12 protein-coding genes are annotated in these 21724 nt (G+C 67.6%); 6 read left to right on the top strand and 6 right to left on the bottom strand.

Annotated elements, in window-relative coordinates:
• Positions 1-12: 12 nt before the first annotated feature.
• The 6 genes from ACIA8N_RS28840 to ACIA8N_RS28865 all read right to left on the bottom strand — a co-directional run bounded on the left by ACIA8N_RS28840 (position 13) and on the right by ACIA8N_RS28865 (position 7194).
• Entirely contained in the window at positions 13-399 is a 387-nt protein-coding gene (locus ACIA8N_RS28840; protein ID WP_365781427.1) for a TniQ family protein, read from the bottom strand.
• Positions 400-404: 5 nt separating this feature from the next.
• Complete coding sequence (locus tag ACIA8N_RS28845; RefSeq protein ID WP_365781314.1) at positions 405-2405, bottom strand: TniQ family protein; 2001 nt, start codon at positions 2403-2405, stop codon at positions 405-407.
• 5 nt (positions 2406-2410) lie between these two features.
• Positions 2411-3664 (bottom strand): AAA family ATPase, encoded by a 1254-nt coding sequence (locus tag ACIA8N_RS28850; RefSeq protein WP_365781312.1) that lies wholly within the window; start codon positions 3662-3664, stop codon positions 2411-2413.
• Complete coding sequence (locus ACIA8N_RS28855; protein ID WP_365781310.1) at positions 3661-6024, bottom strand: transposase; 2364 nt, start codon at positions 6022-6024, stop codon at positions 3661-3663. Before ACIA8N_RS28855 ends, ACIA8N_RS28850 begins: the two co-directional genes overlap by 4 nt.
• On the bottom strand, positions 6021-6902 hold the full coding sequence (locus ACIA8N_RS28860; protein ID WP_365781308.1) for a TnsA-like heteromeric transposase endonuclease subunit: 882 nt from the start codon (positions 6900-6902) through the stop codon (positions 6021-6023). Before ACIA8N_RS28860 ends, ACIA8N_RS28855 begins: the two co-directional genes overlap by 4 nt.
• A 115-nt stretch (positions 6903-7017) precedes the next feature.
• Positions 7018-7194, bottom strand: a complete 177-nt coding sequence (locus ACIA8N_RS28865) for a hypothetical protein (RefSeq protein ID WP_365781306.1) — start codon at positions 7192-7194, stop codon at positions 7018-7020.
• Between the two features lie 152 nt (positions 7195-7346).
• Between ACIA8N_RS28865 and ACIA8N_RS28870 the strand changes: the two genes are divergently transcribed.
• The 6 genes from ACIA8N_RS28870 (at position 7347) to ACIA8N_RS28895 (ending at position 21609) form a co-directional block, all read left to right on the top strand.
• Positions 7347-11642 carry a hypothetical protein gene (locus ACIA8N_RS28870; protein ID WP_365781304.1) on the top strand — a complete coding sequence of 1432 codons (4296 nt, stop codon included), beginning with the start codon at positions 7347-7349 and terminating at the stop codon, positions 11640-11642.
• Positions 11643-12896: 1254 nt separating this feature from the next.
• The gene (locus tag ACIA8N_RS28875; RefSeq protein ID WP_365781302.1) at positions 12897-15950 is read left to right on the top strand and encodes a DEAD/DEAH box helicase family protein; all 3054 of its coding nucleotides are present in this window, start codon (positions 12897-12899) and stop codon (positions 15948-15950) included.
• A gap of 35 nt (positions 15951-15985) precedes the next feature.
• Entirely contained in the window at positions 15986-17296 is a 1311-nt protein-coding gene (locus ACIA8N_RS28880) for a hypothetical protein (protein WP_365781300.1), read from the top strand.
• The gene (locus ACIA8N_RS28885; protein WP_365781298.1) at positions 17293-18807 is read left to right on the top strand and encodes a class I SAM-dependent DNA methyltransferase; all 1515 of its coding nucleotides are present in this window, start codon (positions 17293-17295) and stop codon (positions 18805-18807) included. Before ACIA8N_RS28880 ends, ACIA8N_RS28885 begins: the two co-directional genes overlap by 4 nt.
• Before the next feature lie 34 nt (positions 18808-18841).
• A complete protein-coding gene (locus ACIA8N_RS28890) occupies positions 18842-20476 on the top strand; it encodes an AAA family ATPase (RefSeq protein WP_365781296.1) in 1635 nt (544 codons plus the stop codon).
• A 20-nt stretch (positions 20477-20496) separates the two neighbouring features.
• Positions 20497-21609 (top strand): HNH endonuclease signature motif containing protein, encoded by a 1113-nt coding sequence (locus ACIA8N_RS28895; protein WP_365781425.1) that lies wholly within the window; start codon positions 20497-20499, stop codon positions 21607-21609.
• Positions 21610-21724: the final 115 nt, after the last annotated feature.

Below are 21724 nucleotides of genomic sequence, written 5' to 3' on the forward strand. Positions count from 1 at the left end.
CAAGGTCACGATCTACGGCTGGAGTATTAGGCATGGGGGGCAGTAGCGGCTGGACGGTGTCATATTCCAGCCGACCGTCGCCGGTCCCCTGGCCCGATGCGTGCCCGCTCGGATCGTGAGCAGGTCTGGGTATGTCGTGGAAAAGCGTCGCAGTGTCAGTGCCTGAGTCTCCTGGGCTGTGAGGTGTGTCATCGCAGCGAAAGGCAGTACCAGGTCATCGGGCAGGGAGTGAAGGTGGGCGTAGGGGAGCCGGTGGTGCCTCGTGGTGAGGCCGAGGCGTTGTGCGATGCGGAGCGGTGGTCGGTCCAGCCTGTGGGAGAGACGGAGAAGGAAGCCGGACAGGGACTCTTCTGGTAGTGGTGAGAGGCTTCGGGCAAGTGGGCGACGCCGGTCGCTCATGTCGGTCACGGCAGCAACCTGGGCGCTGTAGGGGCGGGGTTTTGCGGAGCGTGGAGCTGGGGCGGTGGGAGCGTGATCTCATCCGATGTGTGTCCGGCTGCTCGTCGCCTGGACGCCGGGGCTGCGATGTGCAGCGCGGCAGACGGCTGGTCGCAGGCGGCGGACAGAAGGCCGGAGTATGTTCCGAGGCGGTGCAGGAGCTCCTGCTTGCCGCCCTTGCGGTTGGCTGGGGTGCGGAGTTGGTTGATCGATGCGACCAGGCGCTGGGTGCTGCGGCCCGATTCCCTCAGGGTGCCGAGTAGAGGGCTGTGAAGGTGATCGCCCTGGGTGACATGGGTCCAGATCAGCACGGTCGCGGTGTCACGGGAGGGGGAGGTGGCCCCTTGGCGGAACCGCGGAAGGCCGCGGCACAGTTCGGTCCAGTCGTCAGCCGGAATCTGCCAGGACGAGAGGAGCTCTCGGCGTCGCCCGTAGTGAACGCGATCCGTGTGCTGGTCCATGTGGATGGCCACGCTTTCGACGGACCGTTCGAACTCCGGCCACAGTTCCCGTGAATTCAGCTCCTGCCTGATGACTTTGAGGGACTGCTGTGCGGTGTTCCACGGGATGCCGAGAGCGTTCGCGCAGTCGGGCCAGGTGCCGCCGCCACTCATCTCCGCGAGCTTGAGTGCTGCAACGCGCCGCAGGTGCCGTACCCACCAATCAGTGAGGTGCGTCCAATGGGACAACAGGTCGCCGAAGTGGGCGGCGAGCCACTCCTGCGGCAGGAGAGCCGGCACATTCCCGACCCGGAAGCGGCTCTCGCGAGAGGGAAGGCTCTGTCGCGCGTGCCGGTGGCCACCTGCACGGTAGAACCCCTGGGTGCGGCCCAGCAGGGCACACGCCAGCGAGGGGGAGACGTGCATGCGCCGCAATGCGGCGCCGGTGTTGGCTGGATGACGGCCGAACGCGGACGCGGCGAGCGGCCGGACGCGTTCGGCCATCTCGGCGTCATCACGCTCCTCGCGGCCGAGGATGTTGTCGGCGGCAAGAAGCACCGCGGCGCACTGGGCTGGGTCCTCGGGTGCATCCCAGACGGTGGGTGTGCGCCGGCCGGGCTCAGGGGTGCGGCGGTGAGCGACAGCGGAAGAGACGTGGCCGTCGATCAGGTCGGCCATTGACGTCGAGACTGCGTATGGCACGCTGTCCGGCCAGCTGAGCCGGATGAGATGTGCAGCGACGATGAGATCGGGAAAGTAGCAGGGATCCGAGCCGGCGTGGCCTGCATCGGCGTTGGATCGGACAGGCATCAGGCGCTGATCGATGCGGTGCTGCAGGGCAAGCATCAGGGCCATGTCGGCCTCGGGTATGGGCTCGGCCCGGCGGTTGTGGTCCAGGCGGGTAGCGCAAGGAGCGGCCGGATCACCGTGGCCTTCAGGCAGCAGGCGCCGGCATTGGGCAGGGTGCAACCCGCTGATGGTGCGATGAGTGATCAGCCCTTGGCGCTCTGTATTCGTCGGCTGGTTCGGTGTTTCCTCGCAGTTCGGGCAGGTGTGGGAGAGCAGGGTGCGGTGGGTGAGGCAGGCGTAGGAGACGGGCAGATGCCAGCGCAGTTTCCAGGGACCGCCGTAGAGAGTCTGGACGGGGCTTCCGTCCCCCGAGAGACAGGCGGCGCAGTATCGGCTGGACATGCTGGCAGCCCATGACTTCCGCACGGCCGTGGTGTTGCGGCTGCCGTCCATCCGGGCCGACGCCAGGGGCGGGTAGACGGCGGCAAAGGACGACAGTGTCAGGGCGTTGGCCTCCTGCGCGTTTAAGCGGGCAGCCGTGGCAAACGGCCCGATCCGATCGTCGGGCAGCGCGAGCAGGTACTCGCCCGGGAGCCGGTTGTGGCGATGGATCAGTCCGCACAGGTGGGCAACCCTGGCGGGTGAGCGTTCCGTGCGGTACGCCAGTCGCAGGAGCAGGCCGGGCAGTGATTCCTCGGGGAGCGGACGTAGAGCGCGGGCCAGCGGCCGGGCGGTCACCTGTGTCAGCCCGCCTCGCCGGCTGCGGCGGGCCCGTCATCGTCGAAGACGGTGTTGCGGCCCTTCGGTTTCTTCTTCCCGTCGCTGGGCTTGTGCGGGGGGATCTTGGGCTGCTCGCCGGACTCCGCGTCCAGGTCGGGCATGTCGCCGGGAGTGACGGTGAACTGGTTGAACAGTTCCTTTGTCAGCCGCTCGCTCTTGTCCTCGATGGCCCGCCGGCAGCCGTGCTGGATGAGCTTCTCCAGTACGCCGACCACGCCGCCGGTGCGGTGGAACAGGTACTCGGGCATGTTGCCGCCGGTCAGCATCCCCTCGGTGTCGTTCAGTAACCGCAGGTGCCCTTCCAGGCGGGCCAGGTGGTCCAGCCAGGCGGCCATCTCCGCCCCATCGGTGTAGCGGAACGGGTCGAGGTCGACGATCTGGAAGCGCCGTTCGTGCTGGCCGGCGGCGTGATCGTTCGGGCTGCGGCCGCGGTCCTTGATCGGCTGGTAGATCCACTCCAGGGTCCGGGGGTCGCGGCGGCCCTCGCGCAGCAGGCCGGAGGTGGGGATGCCGACGCCGACGAGAATAAGCGTGACGGGCATGCTCATCATTTCGCGGATCAGGTCGAGGACGTCCTGGTCGGCTTCCCGGTGCAGTTTGAGGCGGGTGATGTCGTCGATGACGAGCGCCCGGGTGGCGTGCTCGACGATGGCGGTCTTGACCGTGCGGACCAGATCCTCAAGGCGCATGCCTTTGTAGTCCTCGCCGTAGAAGTCGAGGATGCGCTGGCAGGTGGAGATGGGGGTGGCCTTGACCGGGCAGCGGACGTAGGCGACGGGGGCGACCAGGTCGCGGGTGCCGGGCATGGCATCGGGGTTCATGTAATTGTTCAGGGCCATCCACGTCTCTTCGAAGACGGCCAGCGCCTCGCACACGGTCTCGGTCTTGCCCTGGGCGCCGTCGCCGTTGACCATGATGCCGCCGCGTGTGCAGGCTTTGTGGCTGAACGCGCCGTCCTCGACGCGGGCCAGGACGGCGTCGGCGGCGCGCTCGCTCATAGGCGTGACGTCGATGGGCAGACTGCTGTGCGTGGCGAGCCGGTGCAGGTTGTACAGGCGTTGCTGGCGACGTGACTTCCGTCCGAACTCCTCGGCCGTCAGCACCGGTGCGGGCACGAATGCCTGGCGCGTGGCACACCATCGTCGCCAGCCCTCCCAGGTCGTGCGGTCGATCGGAGGGCCGGGGAGGAACGACGGACCGTCGTACGGGGTATTCACTGGCTGTCTCCTTCCTCGGCTGCGGTCGTTGCTGCCACGCCGCGGTCGTCGTCCAGGTCGTCGAAGTCGTCGTCCGGCAGCGCCAGCAGGCTGGTGGCGCGCAGCCGCTCGGACAGATCCTGCGGTGGTGGGGCAGGGCGTTCGGGGACCGCGGCCTCACGTCGGCGTCGCCGTTCGCTGGTCACTGCGTCCTGCCCCTGCTGGGCACGCTCGCGCCAGCGCAGCGGGACCACAACGCCGTCATCCGCGCCGGTACGGGCCGCAGGCACGCGGGCCGGTGACGGTGGCGCTGCGGCCGGTGTTGGCGCGGCCGAGCCGGCACCGGCAGGGCGGTCGGCGGCAGCGGCTGCGGCCTGAGTCACCTCACGTGCGTGCTCGGTTCGCTGCTTCTTCGTCAGCTGGGTCGGCCACTTCTCTACCGGGATGTTCCCGCCGATCACCTCAAGGAGGGCAGGCAGCAGCTCCTTGTCCGACTTCGGTGCCAGGCCGCGCTTGCGCAGCTCGCGCATGGCCTCACGGACGCGGGCGTCGCTGAAGGCAGGAAACTGACCCTCCTCGGGCAGGCCGACCCAGCGCAGGGTGTGCCAGTCGTGCGTCAGCGGGTCGCGGAAGAACACGAAGCTGGGGTCTCGCGGGTCGCGGTGGATCACGTACCGGTTCTTCCCCTTCTTCCCGCCACGCCGGGAGAGCTCACCACGGTAGGGGTCGAGGGCTTTGCCGTCATACCACAGATTCTTGATCTTCACCCCACGCTTGCCGTGGATCATGATCCGGTGGCTGGGCAGGAGCTCGTAGTACAACTCGGGCGCCGGGATCCGCAGCGCGAATCCGCCCTGCGTCATGGAGGCGGCGAACAGACTGTTGGGGCTGTGATCGCCGCCCGGGTCCCAGCTCGGTGCGTAAGAGTCGAAGCGACGGTTCTGCCAGATCTTGACGACCCAGGTGGCGATGATGTGCTCCATCTGCGCCACGGTCAGGCAGGCATCAGCCTCCGGATCCTCGCCGCGGTCGGCGGTGTCCACTCCCTGGTAGCCGAGCAGGACAGCGAACAGCAGCGACCGGATGGCACCGAAGGTCCGCTCCACCGCCTTCTTGTCGGTAGGGCGCAGGACCCGGCTTGGCTTGATGTTCGCGCCGATGACCCGCTGGACCTCGACCAAGTGGTGATTGCGGTAGACCGCTCCGTGATCGGTCGTGACAGTCTCCGGCGCGAAGAACGGCAGCCCGGCGACCTCGTACCCGGCGAAGTCGGACACCACGACGCCTGGGATGCCGGGATAGGCCCACTCCATGCTCTCGCCCCAGTCGGGGCGCATCGGCAAGGGCATCATCATGTCCCGCAGCACCATCGCCACATCGATCGACGAGTCGGAGACCAGACTGAGCCGGAACGCCACGATGGAGTGCGTGTACACGTCGAGCGCCAGTGTGAGGTGCACGGAGACGGGATCGCCGAACACGTCTTCCAGGACCTTCACCGGCAGCACGGTGGTGTCCAGGGCCACCACCTGCCCGGGCCGGTGCACCACCACGTGCCGGCCCGTCGCGTACTTCTGCGCCATGGCCGCCGAGCGTGCGTAGCGCTGCCGCCCGCCGTTGGAGCCGAACCAGTCCCGCCACACCTTGCTGAGCACGTCGTAGCTGGGAACCTTGGTCTGCTCGCCGAAAACCTCCCGTACGTACTGGTGGATGAGGCGCTCGCGGTCCCGCGCCGTCAGCTTCGCCCGCCGCAGGCTCTCGTCACGTACGGCGAACAGCGCCTCGCGTACCTCCGTGGTGATCCGGTGCCCGGTCGCCTCCCGCAGCCACCGGTCGTCCGCGAGGCCGATCGGCCCGAGCCTGCGCCGTGCCATGTCCCAGCGCACCAGGGTCCGCGTGCTCACCTTGTGTAGGGCCAGTGCCTTCGCCAGCGCGGGATCCATGGCCCTCGCCCTGCGCAGCTCGGCCTCCTTCGCCTTGCGGCGCTGCGTCAGCGTCGTGCTCTCCGGGTCGTACTGCGGGAGAGGCTCGTGCGGCAGCGCGGCGTCCGGATCACCACTGCGGTAGCCGGTCTCGACCTCCCGGATGTGCTCCAGCCGCCGCATCACGTGCTCTTGCTGAACCGGCAGGAGGTCTGCGATCGACTTCGGCTGGCGGCCCCGGCTGGCAGCCGGGAGATCCTTGCGGGTTCGGGACGACGGCCGACAACCGGGGCGGTGGATCAGCTCGCTCAGCTGCACCTTCCACGGCGTGCCCTCGTCACCGATCAGAGTCACGCGGCCCAGATGCGGCAGACACGTCTCGACCCGCCACACCTCACCATTGATGATCAGCTCGGTGCCAGGCTCCAGCACCCATGTCGATTCCGTCCCATTGCTCACGACCGCGCCTCGCGGAGCTCTCCAGGTGCGAGCCGGACCAGGCTCGCGTCCCCGTACGGTACGGAGAGGTCCGCACCGAGCTCTCTGCGCCACAGCAAGTGCAGGGCATGGGCCCTGGCCACTGCGGGAATGGAGCACCGATCAACCAAGTTCTTCAACGAAAGAGGGCCTTGGGAGGCAGCCGCACGCAGTTGGCCCTGCATATCGAGCACATTGGCCAACGGTCGGCGCTCGGCGGAGAACGCGTTCACCGCTTCCCACACGTGCCGACGCCAGCCGGTCACCACGCCGTAGCGCCATCCGGCGGCCAGCGCGGCCTCGAACGTGGCGGCGAACTTCAGCTCGTCATCGGGGCGAATGCGACCAGTCGGCCGCACATCGATCAAGAACGGACCACGGTCGGTGAGCAGCAGGTAGTCCGGCGTGTGATCCACCCGCTTGCCGCCCGCGTAGAAGCGAAGCCGGAACGGCTGCGAAAGCGCCTCACGCACTGCCGCGAAGTCGGCGACCAGGAGCAGACACTCCTCCTCAAAGCTCTCACAACCGTGGTGCCGACGCGTGGACACCATGTACTCCAGTCCGGGCCGGTGGTACTGATCGGTCCGCCAAGTGAACCGACGCACCGGCACGGTGCGTGAGACATCCACTTCGTTGAGGTCGCGCAACGAGTACGTGGCGGCAACGTCCCGCCCGAACTTCCACCTCGTCGTCCAGCGCCGGGACCATCGTTCGTCTAGGTCCAGCTGGTGCGCGTACTCGGTGAATCCCCGATGCAGGAAGGCCAGATCCTCCAGGCGGCAGGAGTCGGACCACGTCTCCCTCCGTGGCCCTTCCGGCACCTGACGAACGGAACTCGCCACGAAGTCCTTCTTTTGCACGTCCACCGCTCCTGAGACACGCCCGCCAAGACCGGCCTCGACGCTACGACCATCACCGGATGCGACTTGGGTAGATCGGCGACCTTCACACGAACGAGTGGTTTTGTCGGGTGTGTCAATTTTTGGGGTCTGGCCTGTAGTCGGTGGTGACGGTGACGGAGGCGACGACCAGGACCAGGGACAGACACATGGCGAGCAGCACGCCCTGGTGGCCGGCCCGGCCGGTGGCGACGGCACCCTCACTGTCCTGGTCTTTGTCGATCGCGGGGCCGGGGGCCGGGGTTGCAGACATTGGGTCCGGCTTTCAGTCGGCCGGGCTGGACGAGCTTGAAGTCGAAGCGGGCGGCGCTGCATCGGGCGGTCTGCCGCAGGTGTATCGCGGCCGGTCGGACCGGGACCGGTGAGGGGGCGCCGGAGGCCAGACGGGGAAAGAGCGCTTCGGCGTTGGTGTTCTTGGCCGGTCAGTACGACCGCGTTCTGGCCCTTGCTGCGCCGCAGAAGCTGCGCCAGTCCCTGATCGACTTGCGGCCCCTGGCCACGGTTAGAGATCACGCACTGCTGGCGCTTCGCTCCGCCAGCCTGCTGGACGATTCGCAGGCCTTCGTGCGCACGCTGGTGTTCCTCAGCGAACTACGGCTGCGCGAAATGGTCTTGGAGAGGGAGCCGCTCGCGGAAGCGGTGCACACTTTTGACTCACGACTGGCCCTGGACCACATCGCCCGAGGCGGACGACTGCGGATCACGCGGAAGGCGGCCCTTGCCCATGCCGTGACCTTTGCCAACCGCGGCAACGTGGATGCGGTCCAGAGAATCCTGCATGCCTGCGGTGGCCTGGCCGGAATCGCAGGCGAGGAAGACCCGTCGCCGGAGGCCGTCGCCGATTGGGCCGAAGCGACATGGAACCTCTCCGGTCTCGACGCGGTGCTGGCCGCACTCGACCACCAACTTCCCCACCCTCCAGACAACGCGGATGAGCTGGCGCTCAGCACCGAACGACCTGAAGAGCCCGCAGGCGTCGAGGAGGCGGAATCCTCGCGGCGGGCGCTGCTCCGCGATCAGCAGGAGCGCGAGGCGAGCACGATCAGTTGTCGCAGCTTCGCTCATGCCCGTTGCTTCGATCTCCTCGTTGAGACCCGTGACGAGGTGGCTCTCGACGCCTTGACGGCCGTGATCGATGCCGAAGCCACACCCAGTTGGCGCGCACGAGCACGCTACATGCGGGCCCAATCCGCCTCAGAGGACCAAGCGCAAACCGATCTCCTGCGATGGGTGCGCGAAATCATCGCCATCAACGCGGAGGAAGGGGATGCAGACGAGGCGGACGATGAGGAACTGCCGGCCAACGGCTCCGCCCCTGCTGTACACCTCAGCATCCGGATCGCCGCCGCCGAACTGCTCGTCCGAAACGGATTCAACAGCGCGCCCGAAATCGATGAACTCGTGCCCCCTGGCACGGCCGTTGCCTGGCCATCCACCGTGTCCGGGCAAGAAGGCCTGGAACCCTTCCGGACACTGATCGGGCTCAACAGACTCCGGTACGTCCACCCCGATTCGACACAGCCAGACCCCATGCCGACCTCGGACTGGACATCGCGGGAAGCTGGCAACGAGCGTTTGCGGCGAGCACTGCGTGTCCTGGCCCAGTTGGAGGGCCAGCGACTTGCTGCCTCCGCCGGTCTCGGAGACCCGCCCGATGTGCCGGCACAGGCGGATCCCATCATCCGCCTTCTCGAAGTCCCCTCCGAGGACACCCGTGATTGGACAGGCTGGTACATCGTTCGCGACGCTGCCCTGGGTCTCTTCGGCAGAGTAGTGGACCTCGCGGCCAAACAACACGGCAGCGCTGACCTGCAACGCCTGCTCTCGCGATTCGACACCGCCTGGGCGAGCGAAGATCGGGCCGGCTACTGGGCACCCCAGCGCCAACAAGCGGTCATTGAAGCCGCCCTCAAAGCTCACGCCGACGCCACTTCGTGGGCCGTGGAACAACTCCAACGGCTCGATGCTCTGATCAACGACTGGTCATCCGACCCACACGACCGGGTGTCACTGTGGCTGGCACAAGCGCGAGTCTGGGCGCTCGCTGGCGATGAACAGGCAGCCCGCCACGCGACTCGCTGCGCTGTCGACACTTCCCTCGGCATCGATGCCAGCGATCATGACCGGCAATTGGTCGAGTGGTTCGACTGGCTGGTCACCGCCGCAGATGAAGGAGACATGTCTCCCACGCAGTTCACCGCGACGGTCCTCACATACGCCTCTCGTATCTCCTCTGCCGACGCAGGCCATCACGCCTCAGGCGCAGCGGAGAAACTCATCGCCTCAACCTTTCCCCGTGATCCCTCTCTGGCCTGCGACTTGGCTGAGTGGCTGTGCGCCGTGGGAACGCTCGCCGAAACCGACGCCGTCCAAGCCGTGGTGCTGGCCGCGTGCCACCACCCAGATATTCCGGTCCCGGACAGCACGGCCGTCGCGGTCCATCTGCTGTTCTCGATCACGCCCGAGCCGACTGAGGAAATCGCCAAAGCCGTACACGCTCGCAGGACGGAGAGCTCTGGAGGCGACGCTGTGTCGGCCCTGGAGCACGCCCAGCAGCTCTGGGCCGTCGAGGAATTGAACCGCGACGCAGCCGAACAGACAGTTGGCCGAGAGGCCATCGAAGAGGCGTCTGCAGATACTGCAGACGCTCCACCGCCCGTCCAGACCTTGGGCAGCCTGCTCACCGTTCTTCGAACCGCACCAACAGCAGCAACCTCCCCGCGGGAGGGCTGGGATCTAGCCGTTGAGCATGCAACCGCCACCATTACGTCCACGACTCCGGCTCAGGCCCGTGCTCTGCTGGAACAGGCCGGGCGGCTGCGCCTGTCAGGATCAGCCCTGGGCAGACTCGCGGCACTGGCTGCACAATCGGGGGAATCCGGCGCAGCCGCAGACGCCCTCAAAGACGCGCTCAGCCGTATTCCGGCGTATGGATGGCTGCGCCACTACGACGGGGGAACCCGGCTGGCCGTCCTCCACACCGCCCTCCGCTACCGGCACCCCGCCCTCGTGCAACTCGCCCGACAAGACCTCGCCAACGCCTTCCTCACCGGCTCCCTGTCCGTGCAGTTGTCGCCCGACGACATCCGAGACATCACCCAACTGGTCACAGAACCCGGAACCGTCGCCCGAGCTTGGCCCGACGTTGAGGCCTACCTCGATGAGGTAGCGCCCGCTGCTACCGACACCACGGACATCCCCGCTGCTCCAGCAGCAGCCATCTCAGCTGTCGAGGCGCTGGCACGATGGGTCGGGCTGTATCTCGGCCACCCGGTCCGCTCTCTCGATTTCGGCGCACGACGTGCCCTTCAGTTGCTGGGCACCCGCCACCAGCACGTGATCCAGACCATCCTCGCCGCAAATATCTCGCGAGGAGGATGGGCATGTGAAGCTGCCCTGCTCACCTTGATCACCACGCCCAACGACGAACGGGCAGACCATGTGTCCGCCGAACTCGTTGCCGCGCTGGAGGCCGCTGCCACTGGGGCCGACGGCATCTCCCGAGACCTCGCCCGCCGTTTCGCCCGGCAGCACGACATTGAGCTGGAGAATCCGCCGCGCCGAGCCCGTCCTGCCGCATACGGCCTGGCCCTTCCTGCTCTTCCCGAACGCACAGTTCCAGAAGAGGACCGGCACGGTACCCCGCACCTGGACGCTCACAATCCACGTCACATGCTCGGCCCGTTCGACCTTGCTCTTCAGATGCTCTCCGAGGCCTCCGGGCTGGAAGACTCGGCGGTACTCCACCGGGCCGCCCAGATTGCCAGGTCCAACGCCGATCGCTGGACTGCGGGAGGTCACCACGCTCTCGCACAGCGCCTCACCTCGCGCCATCAGCGCCACAGTTATCGCCCGTGGGCGTATATGGCTGGCCGCCGAGCTCTTGGAACCGTCATGGGTGAGCTGCTTGACTCCGACACGCTAGGGGACGCTCCAGCACTTCCCGCGTACTCCTTCGGCTTGATCGACGAGCAGATGGTCACCGTTGGACCCCAGCCACTCCCCAGATGGATGCCGCCGATCTGGAGACCGGAAGGGACCTCCTCCTACGACGTCGATAACTGGTGCGCCGAAGCAGGGCCAGCTGTGGATGAGTACGCGCGCGCATACGCTGCGGCCAGACCGTACGTACTGGCTGAACGCGGTCAGTGGTGCAGCTTGGAATGGGGAAGACCGGAAGAGGAACGCAGAGTCCACACGACGCACGGCAACGCGCTCGGTGCTGCCTTCTATCTTCCCAAACGTCGGGCCTGGGAAGCATTCCATGCCGAATTCGCCCGGTACCCGGCCGGTCGAAGTCTTGACTGGGCGGACAAGGAGCTAGTTGTCCACGGTTACGAAGACTGGACGGACGCCCAACACAGAGACTGGCTCGCGCTCCATCCAGCCGTCGGCGCCGAACTTGGATGGAAGCATGACCCATGCGAACTCTTCACATGGAGGGGAGAGGACGGCCACTGGCGTGCACGCACGGTGCTTCTGGTCCGAGGAAATCTCAGCCACCAACCACCACGGCATGCGACCTGCACCGTGACCTGGCAGGTTCAACTGAGCGAAACCGGCTACGCCGAACTCAACACGGCATTTCCGAAACTGAAGCGAACCCTGACAACGACCCGAACTCTGCCTGCCAGCAGACGGAAGCGCCGCCGAGAAGAGACTGAGACAAGCCGAAAGGAACTGGCCGCAGACGTCATCTAGGTGGATTGCCCTTTATCTTCTATCTCCTCGCCAGGTGGGTGTCGTCGGGTCTGGTGCATGATCGGGTGACATCTGAACTGGCTTATCCTGTGGGGCGAGTGGTAAGGATGACGCTGCGCCCAAGCCTTATCCGGAAAAGCTCCGCGAGTATGTCGTACGGGTCGCGAGGAACCGCGGCCCGGGCGTGACGGTCGAGCAGGTGGCGCTCACCAACTCGGAAGTTCCCCAGCACCACCGAGGTCAACCGTATTGGTCTGCTCTGTATAGGAAGAGCTCTTGAGCTGCCGAGGCCGATGAGTTTGTCCTAGAGATGTCGGCGTACATGTCTTCGCCCGCACACCCAGTTCGTTTGGCCTCGACACTAAACCCCAGCGATGACCGCGACCGCGGCTATGGTGATGCTGATCCGGCGCCAACCGGCCGTGGGCCGCCGTTGGCCCGTAGAGTCGGGCGGGGTTTCGCACACAGGACCTCCGATGTACGGAGCTACATGATGGCGAGCGGGACTGACACGGGTGGTGGGTCGGTTGGACCTATGCTGCCAATCGTCCCGGCGCACTGGCAGAGAGGCGGCTATAGTCTCCGCATCGATATATCAGCGGGCATTCGCTTGTGGGTGGACCGGGGTTCTGCCCCTCCAGGGCGCACGGGGTCGAGCGGGCCGTCGCCTCCGCCCTCAATTCTCGCTCTCGCAAGAGACTCGGCTGGTGAACTCCCGCAGAAGTCCTCAACGATCACCCACTCACGCTACAGAGAAGCGGTGTTGCAACGGCCCCTTGAACCGAAGTCGGGCGTGGGCTTCATGCTGTGCGGTCAGGTCATCAGCAGGGCGACGCCGCGGAGTGGGGCGAGAAGTCGCTGCGGCCAACCGTGTGGGCCCAGTTTCGCCACAACGCCCCCATACGCCCTCATTGCTGGGAATGATGCATTCCTCAAAGCGTCATTTCTGGGGGACCATGAGCCAGAACGTCACGCCGAGCCGCTCGGCGAGTCGGGACCGGTGCGAGCCGCTGTGGTCGTCGCTGCCAAGCGCAGGTGTTCCGCGGGCGGATTCCGTACCCGGCACCGGCCCGCAGTGGGCACCTCACGGGTCTCGCCATCCGCTGGCTCGCCTTGGGGCGGCGCTGATCTGCATCAAGCGAAACCTCGATGTTCCACACGGTTGACGGGCGATAGGGTAAGGGACCGGTCTGTAGCGCGCACCACGCCGCCGACCGCATCACCAGGCAGGTCAGGCAGGCAGGGAGGGCTGGCGTGGCTCGGGAGTCGAGCGACCTCGAAAGCCGGTTCACGGACCTGGCGCTCGCCTCAGCCAATTTCGGTTTTCTTCTTCCCTACGAACCGCTCCTCGTGCTCTATGGAGCCTCGGCCGAGGCTCGTGCGTCCACTGCTCCTGCTGTGGCGGTGACGTCGGCGCGTCAGTTCGGTGAGGTTCTCGCCGCCAAGCTTGGCCACGTGGCCGGGGTGCGGCCGCCGACGGCGGACCAGTCGGCCCGTCTGCGGGTGCTGACCCGAGCCGGGCTGCTGTCGGCACGAGTCCTTGCCGCGTTCACCGACCTCCGCGGTTCCTCAGAGGGTGACCAGGGAGCGGCGGCCGCGTCTCACCTGGTGCAGCGCTGTTTCGAGCTGGCGGTCTGGTTCTTCCGTCTTCAGACCTCCGACAAGGAGCCGATGTCCTTGGTTCACACCAGCCCGTCCGACCTCGGTGTGGTGGCGGAGCTAGTGGCCCCGCTTGACGCGGTGTTGCCCCGGTTGCGCCGGGAATTCGACCGTCGGGTGGGGCCAACTTCCTTGCCGGCCTCCGAGCGCGAACACTTGATCGTCAGCGCCCGCGACGCTGCCTATGAGCCGTTGGCAGAAGAGGCGATCGCGGCGGAGGTGCAGCGCGGGCTCACCAAGGCGGGGTGGGATGTTCTGGGCCCCGATGCGGATGATGACCGGCACCACTCGCTCGGCTGCGTGTTGATCGAGCCCCGTCTGCCCGGCGGCAGCCGTGCCGACTTGCTGCTGTTGGTTGGCGGGCAGGTAGTGGGCATCATCGAGTGCAAGAAGGACGGCGCGGATCTCAGCACGGCCATGGAGCAGGCGGGGAGGCTGGCCGCCACGGTGACGGACGCCTCGCCGTGGTCGGTCTGGCGCTCTCCGCTGCCCTATCGGTACGTGAGCGACGGCCGACGGCTGCTTTTCTACGACGCCAATGATCCAGAACCGCGCGGCCGGCTGGTCAGCGGCTTCCACCGGCCGGCCACGTTGGCTCGTTGGCAGCGTGAAGCAGAGGCAGACGGTGAGGCGCCAACCTATCGCGCCAGGATGGCGGCCCTGCCGCCTCTGCAGGAGGGCACGCAGGCGGCCGGGCAACTGCGCCAGCCGCAGCTCAAGGCAGTTTTGGCAGTCGAGCAAGCCCTCGCGGCCGGAGACCGCCGTGCTCTGGTCCAGATGGCTACCGGCACAGGACGGATCTATACCGAGGTCTTCGCGGCCTACCGCCAGCTCAAAGACGCCAGGGCCGCCCGCATCCTGTTCGTCGTCGACCGCGTGGTGATGGCCCATCAGCTGAGAGCCGTGTTCCGGCAGTTCACTCTCCCGGATACGGGTCGGAGCCTGGCCGATGTGTACCAAGTCGCAGAGCTGACATCGGCAGGCGTGCCTCCGTCGGCATCCATCGTCGTGGCCATGGCACAACGGTTGGAGGGCATGCTGGCAGGCACGCCCGAGCCGGAGGACGGATCCGCCCGCGTATCGACCTATGAGACCGCCGAGCAGGTCTCGCAGTCCGACACCGTGCCGCTCGAAGTGACCTACTCCCCGACCCTTCCGCCTGACTCCTTTGACCTCATCGTCGTCGACGACTGCCATCACCAGGTCTACGGACGAGGGCGTGCTCTCCTGGAGTACTTCGACGCTCCTGTGATCGGATTCACCGCGACACCGGTCGCCCCGGTGTTCGGCTTCTTCAACGCCAATCTGGTGAGCGAATACCCCTTCGAACAGGCCGTCGCCGACGGACTCGTCGTGGACTACGCCCTCTACCAGGCACGGTTCGAGCCGTCCGGACGCGCGGCGCTGGTGCCGCTGACCGAGCGCATCACCGCAGAGGCCAAGGCTCCGCGCCGCAGCTGGTACGAGCAGTTGGACGAGGACCTGGCTCACGCCGGACCGGCCAGCGCCCCACGGATCGTGGGGCCCAAGCAGCTGGCCGCGGTGATGACGGCGTTCCGTGATGAACTGCCTGCCCTGTTCCCCGAGCGGGCGGTCGAGGGCGGGCTGGGCGTCCCCAAGACCGTGGTCTTCGCACTCAACGACGCGCACGCGGAAGACATCGTGCACCACATCCGCGAGGTGTTCGGCGCCGGCGATACCTTCTGCCAGAAGATCACCATGCGCAGTCATAACCCGGACCAGCTGCTGAGGGACTTCCGGACCGCTCCGCAGTTTCGGATTGCCGTGGTGGTGGACATCATGTCCGGCCCCACCGACATGCGGGCGGTCGAATGCGTGCTGTTCCTGCGCGATGTCCGCTCCGCTGCCTACTACGAGCGGCTACTGGCGCAAGGGGCGCAGCGCATCGCACCGGCGGTGCTCCGCGCGGTCACCCCAGGAGCATTCGCAAAGACCCAGTTCGTGGTGATCGACGCGGTGGGAACCTCGCGTCACCATCACCGACGGCTCGTCAACGTCACTGATGCGTCCGGCCGGGCCGGCCGACGCGCCCTGGAGCGCCTGCTGAACCGCACGGCGGACGCCGGCATGACCGCCGACGAGACGGCCGAACTCGGGGTGCGGCTTGCCCGGCTCGTTCCCGTGTTGAGCGACGCCGATGGCGCTGCCGTGCGGAAACTGGCCGGCTTTTCCTTGGAAGGGTTGGTAGCCCGGCTTCTCGGCACCGTCGATCCGGACCACGTGGCGCAGGTCCGCGCAGCCTGGGGGCCGGAGGCCCTCGATGAGGAAGTCCGCGATGCCGGTGCGCTGCTGGGCAACAGGCCTGCGCTGCGGCAGATGCTGCTCCGCCTCTACGACCGACCGGCCACACCGGATGCGGGGGAGCCCACCGGACAGAGTGCGGCCGCCGAGGACATGCGACGGCGTCTGGCCGCGTTCCTGCAGCAGGCCGGGCCCTTCACCCCGGCCCAGGTGTGGTGGATCGAGAACATCGTGGAGGCGGCTGCCGCAGCCGAGGACCGATTTGACCCCCGGGACCTCGACAGCGTCCCGTTCTCGGGCCGGGGTGGCACCGACGGCTTCCTTGGCACGTTCGGCGCCGACGCCGCGATTGACCTCCTCGACGACCTGGGTGAGGCGCTCGCTTGAACCGTGACCTTCCTACCGGTTGGACCCTGGTGAAGTTGGCTGACGTCCTGTACGAACCGTTGGCCAACGGCCGGTCCCTGCCCGCCCGCCAGGACGGCTTCCCCGTGCTGCGGGCGACGGCCCTTCGCCCGGTGACGGTGGACTTCACCCAGACCAAGGGCGGCGACGAGACAGCCCACAATAGCCCGCCCGTCCTGGCCGAACCCGGTGACCTGCTGGTCAGCCGGGTCAGCGGCTCCCGGTCCCTGGTCGGCGAGGGCGCCCTGGTGGACGTCCCGCCCCGTGCGACGACCTTCCCCGACACTATGATCCGCGTGCGCGTACAGCCTTCCCTGGTCGACCCGCGATACCTCGCGCACCTGTGGAACTCGCCGATCGTGCGCCGCCAGATCGCGGACCGGGCCCGGCAGGGGGGCGCCGCGCTATACCGGATCAACCACCGTGATCTGGCGCAGATCCTGCTTCCGCTCCCGGCACCTGGCGAGCAGGCCCGGATCACCAGCCTGGTGGAGGACCATCTTGCTCGGATCGACGCCACCACGACCCGCACCCGCAGGGCAGTGGACCAGGCCGGCGAACTGGTCCACGCAATGAGCGCCCAGGCCAGCCTGGGCCGCCTGTCCGGCACCGACCGTGCAGCAGGAAGCCTGCCGGCTGCCAGCACCCACGACGGCGCCCTGCCTGCCTTGCCCGTCGACTGGCGGTGGACCCGTCTGGAGACCGTCGCCGAGCTGACCCTCGGGGTAGCCAAGAACAGCAGACGGCAGTGGGATCCCGCAGACGTGGAGGTTCCCTGCCTTCGCGTCGCCAACGTGCAACGAGGCCGACTGGCCCTGGACGACATCCAGGTGATCCGGGTGCCCGCGCAGCGGGCTCAGGCCGCCCGCCTCCGCACCGGTGACGTGCTCCTGACCGGCGGCGGAGACCGCGGCCAGCTGGGCCGCGGATGGATCTGGGAGGAGCAGGTGCCCGACTGCGTCCACCAAAACCACCTGTTCCGCGCACGCATCACCGACCGGCAGCTGCACCCGAAACTGCTGGCCTGGCACGCCAACGGATTCGGCCGCCAATGGTGCCAGCGCAACGCCACGCAGGTCACCGGGCTGGCGTCCATCGGTCTGGGGAAAATCCGGCTCATGCCGGTCCCCGTCGCGCCGGCCGGCGAGCAGCAACGGCTGGTCGCATTGGTCGACGCGCACCTCACCACCCTGCAGACCGCCTCCGCCGCGGCCGAACGAGCGGTTGACGTCGCCGACCGGCTGCGGAGCAACCTCCTGCAGCGGGCGTTCACCGGCCAGCTGTCCCACGCCGCCCACCCGTTCGGGCACCAGGAGTCCTCGCTGTGAACCCACCTGCCTCCTCGCACCCCGGCCCCGACCAGGACCTGGCCAAGGTCCTTTGGTCCTTTGCCGACGTGCTGCGAGAAGACGGGGTCTCGGGCATCGAGTACGTCGAGCAGCTCGCCTGCCTGATCTTCCTCAAGCTGGCCGACGAGCAGAGCCGGCGTCCGCTCAACCCCGTGGAGGTGACCGGCTACGACGCGTGGGCAGAGATCCGCTGGAGCGCCGGTGAGGGCCAGCAGGAGCGCTACGAGCAGGCCCTGGACCGCCTTGCATACGGTCCGGGCAACCTCGGTCTGCTCTTCCGCAAGGCGCAGAACCGCATCCCAGACCCCGCCAAGCTCAGCCGACTGATCGACCTGGTCGACAGCTACCCCTGGTCAGGAGAGGGCAGCCCCGGCCGCGGCGCGGTCTTCGAAGCCCTGCTGGCCCGGATGGCCGCCGATACCAAGACGGGCGCCGGACAGTTCTTCACCCCTCGCCCGCTGATCGAGGCGATCGTGCAGTGTGTCCAGCCGGGCGTAGGCGACACGATCATCGATCCGGCCTGCGGCACCGGCGGCTTCCTGACCAAGTCATTCGAGTACCTGGTCGAGCACTTTCCCCCCGGCGTCACCCCTGCCGAGCGCGCCCGACTCACTGCGGGCGCGTTCAGCGGCACTGAACTCGTCGACGCCACAGCGCGGCTGGCCACGATGAACCTCGTCCTGCACGGGCTGACGCGGGCCGACGCCCAGCCCCTGATCGCCGTCGGCGATGCGCTCGCCCAGACTCCGACACGGCACGCGACGCTGGTCCTCACCACGCCCCCGTTCAGCAGGCGATCCACGATCGCCGGGGAGACGTACGCGTACTATCGGCCTGACTTCTGGGCGGAGACCGGCAACCGGCAGCTCAATTTCCTCCAGCATGTCCACAGCCTGCTGCAGCTCAACGGCCGCGCCGCCGTCGTGGTATCCGACAGCGTGCTGTTCGAAGGCGGAGCCGGCGAGCATGTCAGGCGCCGACTCCTTGACGCGTGCGATGTGCACACCCTGCTCCGGCTTCCGCCAGGCGTCTTCTACGCAACCGGCCTCAAGACCAACGTCCTGTTCTTCGACAAGGCCGCTCCCCGGCCAGACGGCAGGCCGTCAACCAAGCAGTTGTGGGTGTACGACCTGCGCTCCCACCGCCCCGCGTCCACCAAGACGACCACGTTGACCAGCGCCGACTACGACGACTTCGTGTCCGCCTACCGGCCAGGACGGCCCCGCAGCGAGCGGGTCGAGTCCCACGTATTCAGGTCCTTCAGCGTGGAGGACCTGCTCGCCCGGGACCGCACCAACTTCGATCTTCTGGCCGCAGACCCACCGGACGATCCGCTCGCCCCCGCCGAGCCCGAAGCCGACCTGCACCATATGGCCCAGGAAATCGCCGGTGAACTCCGCTCGGCCCTGGAGGAGTTGACCGCTCTCACCGAGGCGCTGCGGCCCTACGGTGCACACGGCGACGGCCCGGATCTGGGCCCGGCGACGTGACCGTGACCATTTCTGCTGCGACTGGGGGGACCGCATGCGGCTGCTGCGCCTGAGCCTTCCCGACTACCGCGGGCTGCGCGACTTCCACCTGGACCTCACCGACGCGGTGGACGGCGGCCATGCCATCGCCACGCTGATCGGCCCCAACGGCGGCGGCAAGTCGCGGGCCCTGCACGCGCTCGCTGAGATCTTCGGTGCCCTGCACCGGCCGAAACACCGCACGGCATTCCCCTTCGACGTCCACTACGAGTTGCGCGGCACAACCGTGAGGGTTGTGCAGACCACCCACGCAGCCGCCCCCGAATTGACCGTGGCGCAGGAGGGCCGCGAGCCGACAAGAGTGCCGAGGGCACACTGGCCGCAACACCTTCCCAATCACGTCTTCGGCTATCAGGCCCACCCCCATGCCCCCTGGACCGCGGAGTTCGACCAGCACCGCCGCTTCGCGACGCGCCGCCTGGGCGATTGGCGCCGGCAGTGGCGAGAGACCCTTGACGAGTGGCTTGCCAGCCGGTCGCCCGAGGAGGCGTGGCCGGAACAGCTCACCCTGCCCATCCGCTGTCCCCTGTACACCCCCGTCTTCCTGTGCACCCCCGCTCACCTGCCGCTGCTGCTCCTGGCGCAGACCACCCACTGGGCCGACTCGTTCGGTACCTACCTGCGGGAGCACTCCTACATCCAGCACGTCGCCTCGGCCGTCCTGCGCGTCAAAGCGCCCCACACCGTGCGGGGGGCGCCCTTGGCCGAGCTGCCGTACTGGGGCCTGGGCGGGCCCGCCCGCACGCTGTTCGCGGCCGTGGCCGAGTCCGGCCGGTTCGGCCCCATTCCCGACGCCGACCCGGTGGACGGTGCCGGGAGTCCCGCCGACGGGTTCCGGATCGTGCTGGGCACCACCGAGGACGTCCGGGCCTTCCGCAACCTCTTCGACAGTGATCTGTCGATGTTCGGGCTGCTCGCCACCCTGCTCGACGCCGGATACCTCACCGTCGACGTCCGCCTGCACAAGACCGGCGCGGTGATGCTCGGGCTGGACGACCTGAGCTCCGGAGAGCAGCAACTTCTGACCATTTTGGGCCTGCTGCGGCTCCAGCGCGCACAGGAGTCGCTCTTCCTCCTGGACGAGCCCGACTCACACTTCCACCCCGAGTGGAGCCGGCGCTGGTACAGCTCCGTGCGCACCGTGCTCGGGGCACATCAGGACTCGCAGTTCATCACGGCCACCCACGAACCCCTGTTGGTATCCAACATGACCCGCCAGCAGATCCGGATCATCGCCACCGATCAGGAAGGTCAGGCCACGGCCGTAATTCCCGAGGCCACCCCGCGGGGACAGGGCGCAGGCGGTCTGCTGACCACCGATCTGTTCGGGCTGCCCAGCCAACTAGACGAACACACCCAGGAGTTGATCGACCGCCAGTACACGCTGCTGCCGGCGGCGGCCCACGACGCGGTGCTGCAGACGGAGCTCCGCGAGGTCACCGACGAGCTCGACGCACTGGGCTTTACCACCGCGAACCGTGATCCTCTCGTGACGGCCTTCCTCGCCGAACTCCACCGCAGGCGCCGTGCTCTCGTCGAGGCCGCCACCAGCACCAACCCTCCGCCGCCGCAGGTCCTGGAGGCCATGGTCGCCGAGCTGTTCAACGAGCACTTCTCGTCGGTGATCTGACGCCGATGCGACACGTGGACATGAACGGACTCTCCACTCCACAGGCGTGGACGGCCAAGACCAAAACCACCTTGGACGCCGTGCGGGCCGCGATGGCCAGCAACACCAAGCGCGCCTTCACGGAGCACTGGACCGATGACGAGGTACGCGACCCCCTGCTCGCGCTCGTCGGACAAAAGTGCTGGTACTGCGAGACCACAATCCAGCGCGCGGATATCACCGTCGACCACTTCCGGCCGAAGTCCGAAGTGCTCGGCGAACCAAGCCATGACGGCTACTGGTGGCTCGCCTACACGATCGACAACTACCGCATCGCATGCAAGCACTGCAACAGCGGCGGGGCCCGGTTCAACGGTGCGCGAGAAGGCCGTGCCAAGAGCAGCCGGTTCCCGCTGCTGGCCGGGCCGCGCGCCTGGCGCCAGCACGACGACCTGGGCCTGGAGCAGCCGATGCTCCTTGACCCGGCCCGGATCGGCGATCCCGACCTGCTCGGGTTCGACACCGCCGGCTACGCCCGGCGCAGTCACACCCCCTACTCCAAGGCCGAGGCACACCGCGGGGTCTGCCGCGCCGACGAGACCATACGGATCCTGGCGCTCAACGCCACCCAGATCAAAGACCAACGCCGCCTCCTGATGAAGGAGATCGCGGTACTCGCCCAGATACCGGGCGACCTGCCCAGCGTCCAGGCACTGATTGCCGGGAAAACTGCGACAACAGCGCAATGGAGCGCAGCAGCCGCCGCTGCCCTGGCCCTGCACCGTGCATGTGCTCTGACGAGGAACGAGCCCGACCAGTCCCCGGCAGAGCATCCCGACACCCCGGTCATCGACCCGGGGCGTTCGACCGTCGACGTGCGGGACCTGCTCAAGCACCTGGACCCGGCCGAACTGACCGCCGGCATCCCACTGATCGGCCGTCACAACAACAAGCCGCACCCGGGTGTTCTGCAAGCGGATGGCCGCATCAGCGTCTGGAAGCGCCCTTGGGGTACCCCGAACTCCGCGGCCCGGGCCGCCACCGGCAGCGACGACATCGACGGCTGGGAATTCTGGCGGCTGACCATTTCCGGTGTCGAGCAGTCGCTCGCCGAGTTCCGCGCCGCACACACCACGCCCGACCCACCGGCCTGAGCGGGTAGCCCCGCTTGATGCTCGCCCTGACACGCCTGGGGGCCGGACGAACAGGCCAGATGAAGGACGGACAGCCCTTCAGGGCTGGCGGCAGCGGCGGCGCGCTGGCCCATCG

The sequence above is a fragment of the Streptomyces sp. NPDC051822 genome (assembly GCF_044452745.1).
Classification (GTDB): Bacteria; Actinomycetota; Actinomycetes; order Streptomycetales; family Streptomycetaceae; genus Streptomyces.

Coding starts and splice junctions, on each gene's coding strand:
- ACIA8N_RS28840 (WP_365781427.1), bottom strand. CDS start 399: ATGAGCGACCGGCGTCGCCCACTTGCCCGAAGCCTCTCACCACTACCA.
- ACIA8N_RS28865 (WP_365781306.1), bottom strand. CDS start 7,194: ATGTCTGCAACCCCGGCCCCCGGCCCCGCGATCGACAAAGACCAGGAC.
- ACIA8N_RS28890 (WP_365781296.1), top strand. CDS start 18,842: ATGCGGCTGCTGCGCCTGAGCCTTCCCGACTACCGCGGGCTGCGCGAC.
- ACIA8N_RS28895 (WP_365781425.1), top strand. CDS start 20,497: ATGAACGGACTCTCCACTCCACAGGCGTGGACGGCCAAGACCAAAACC.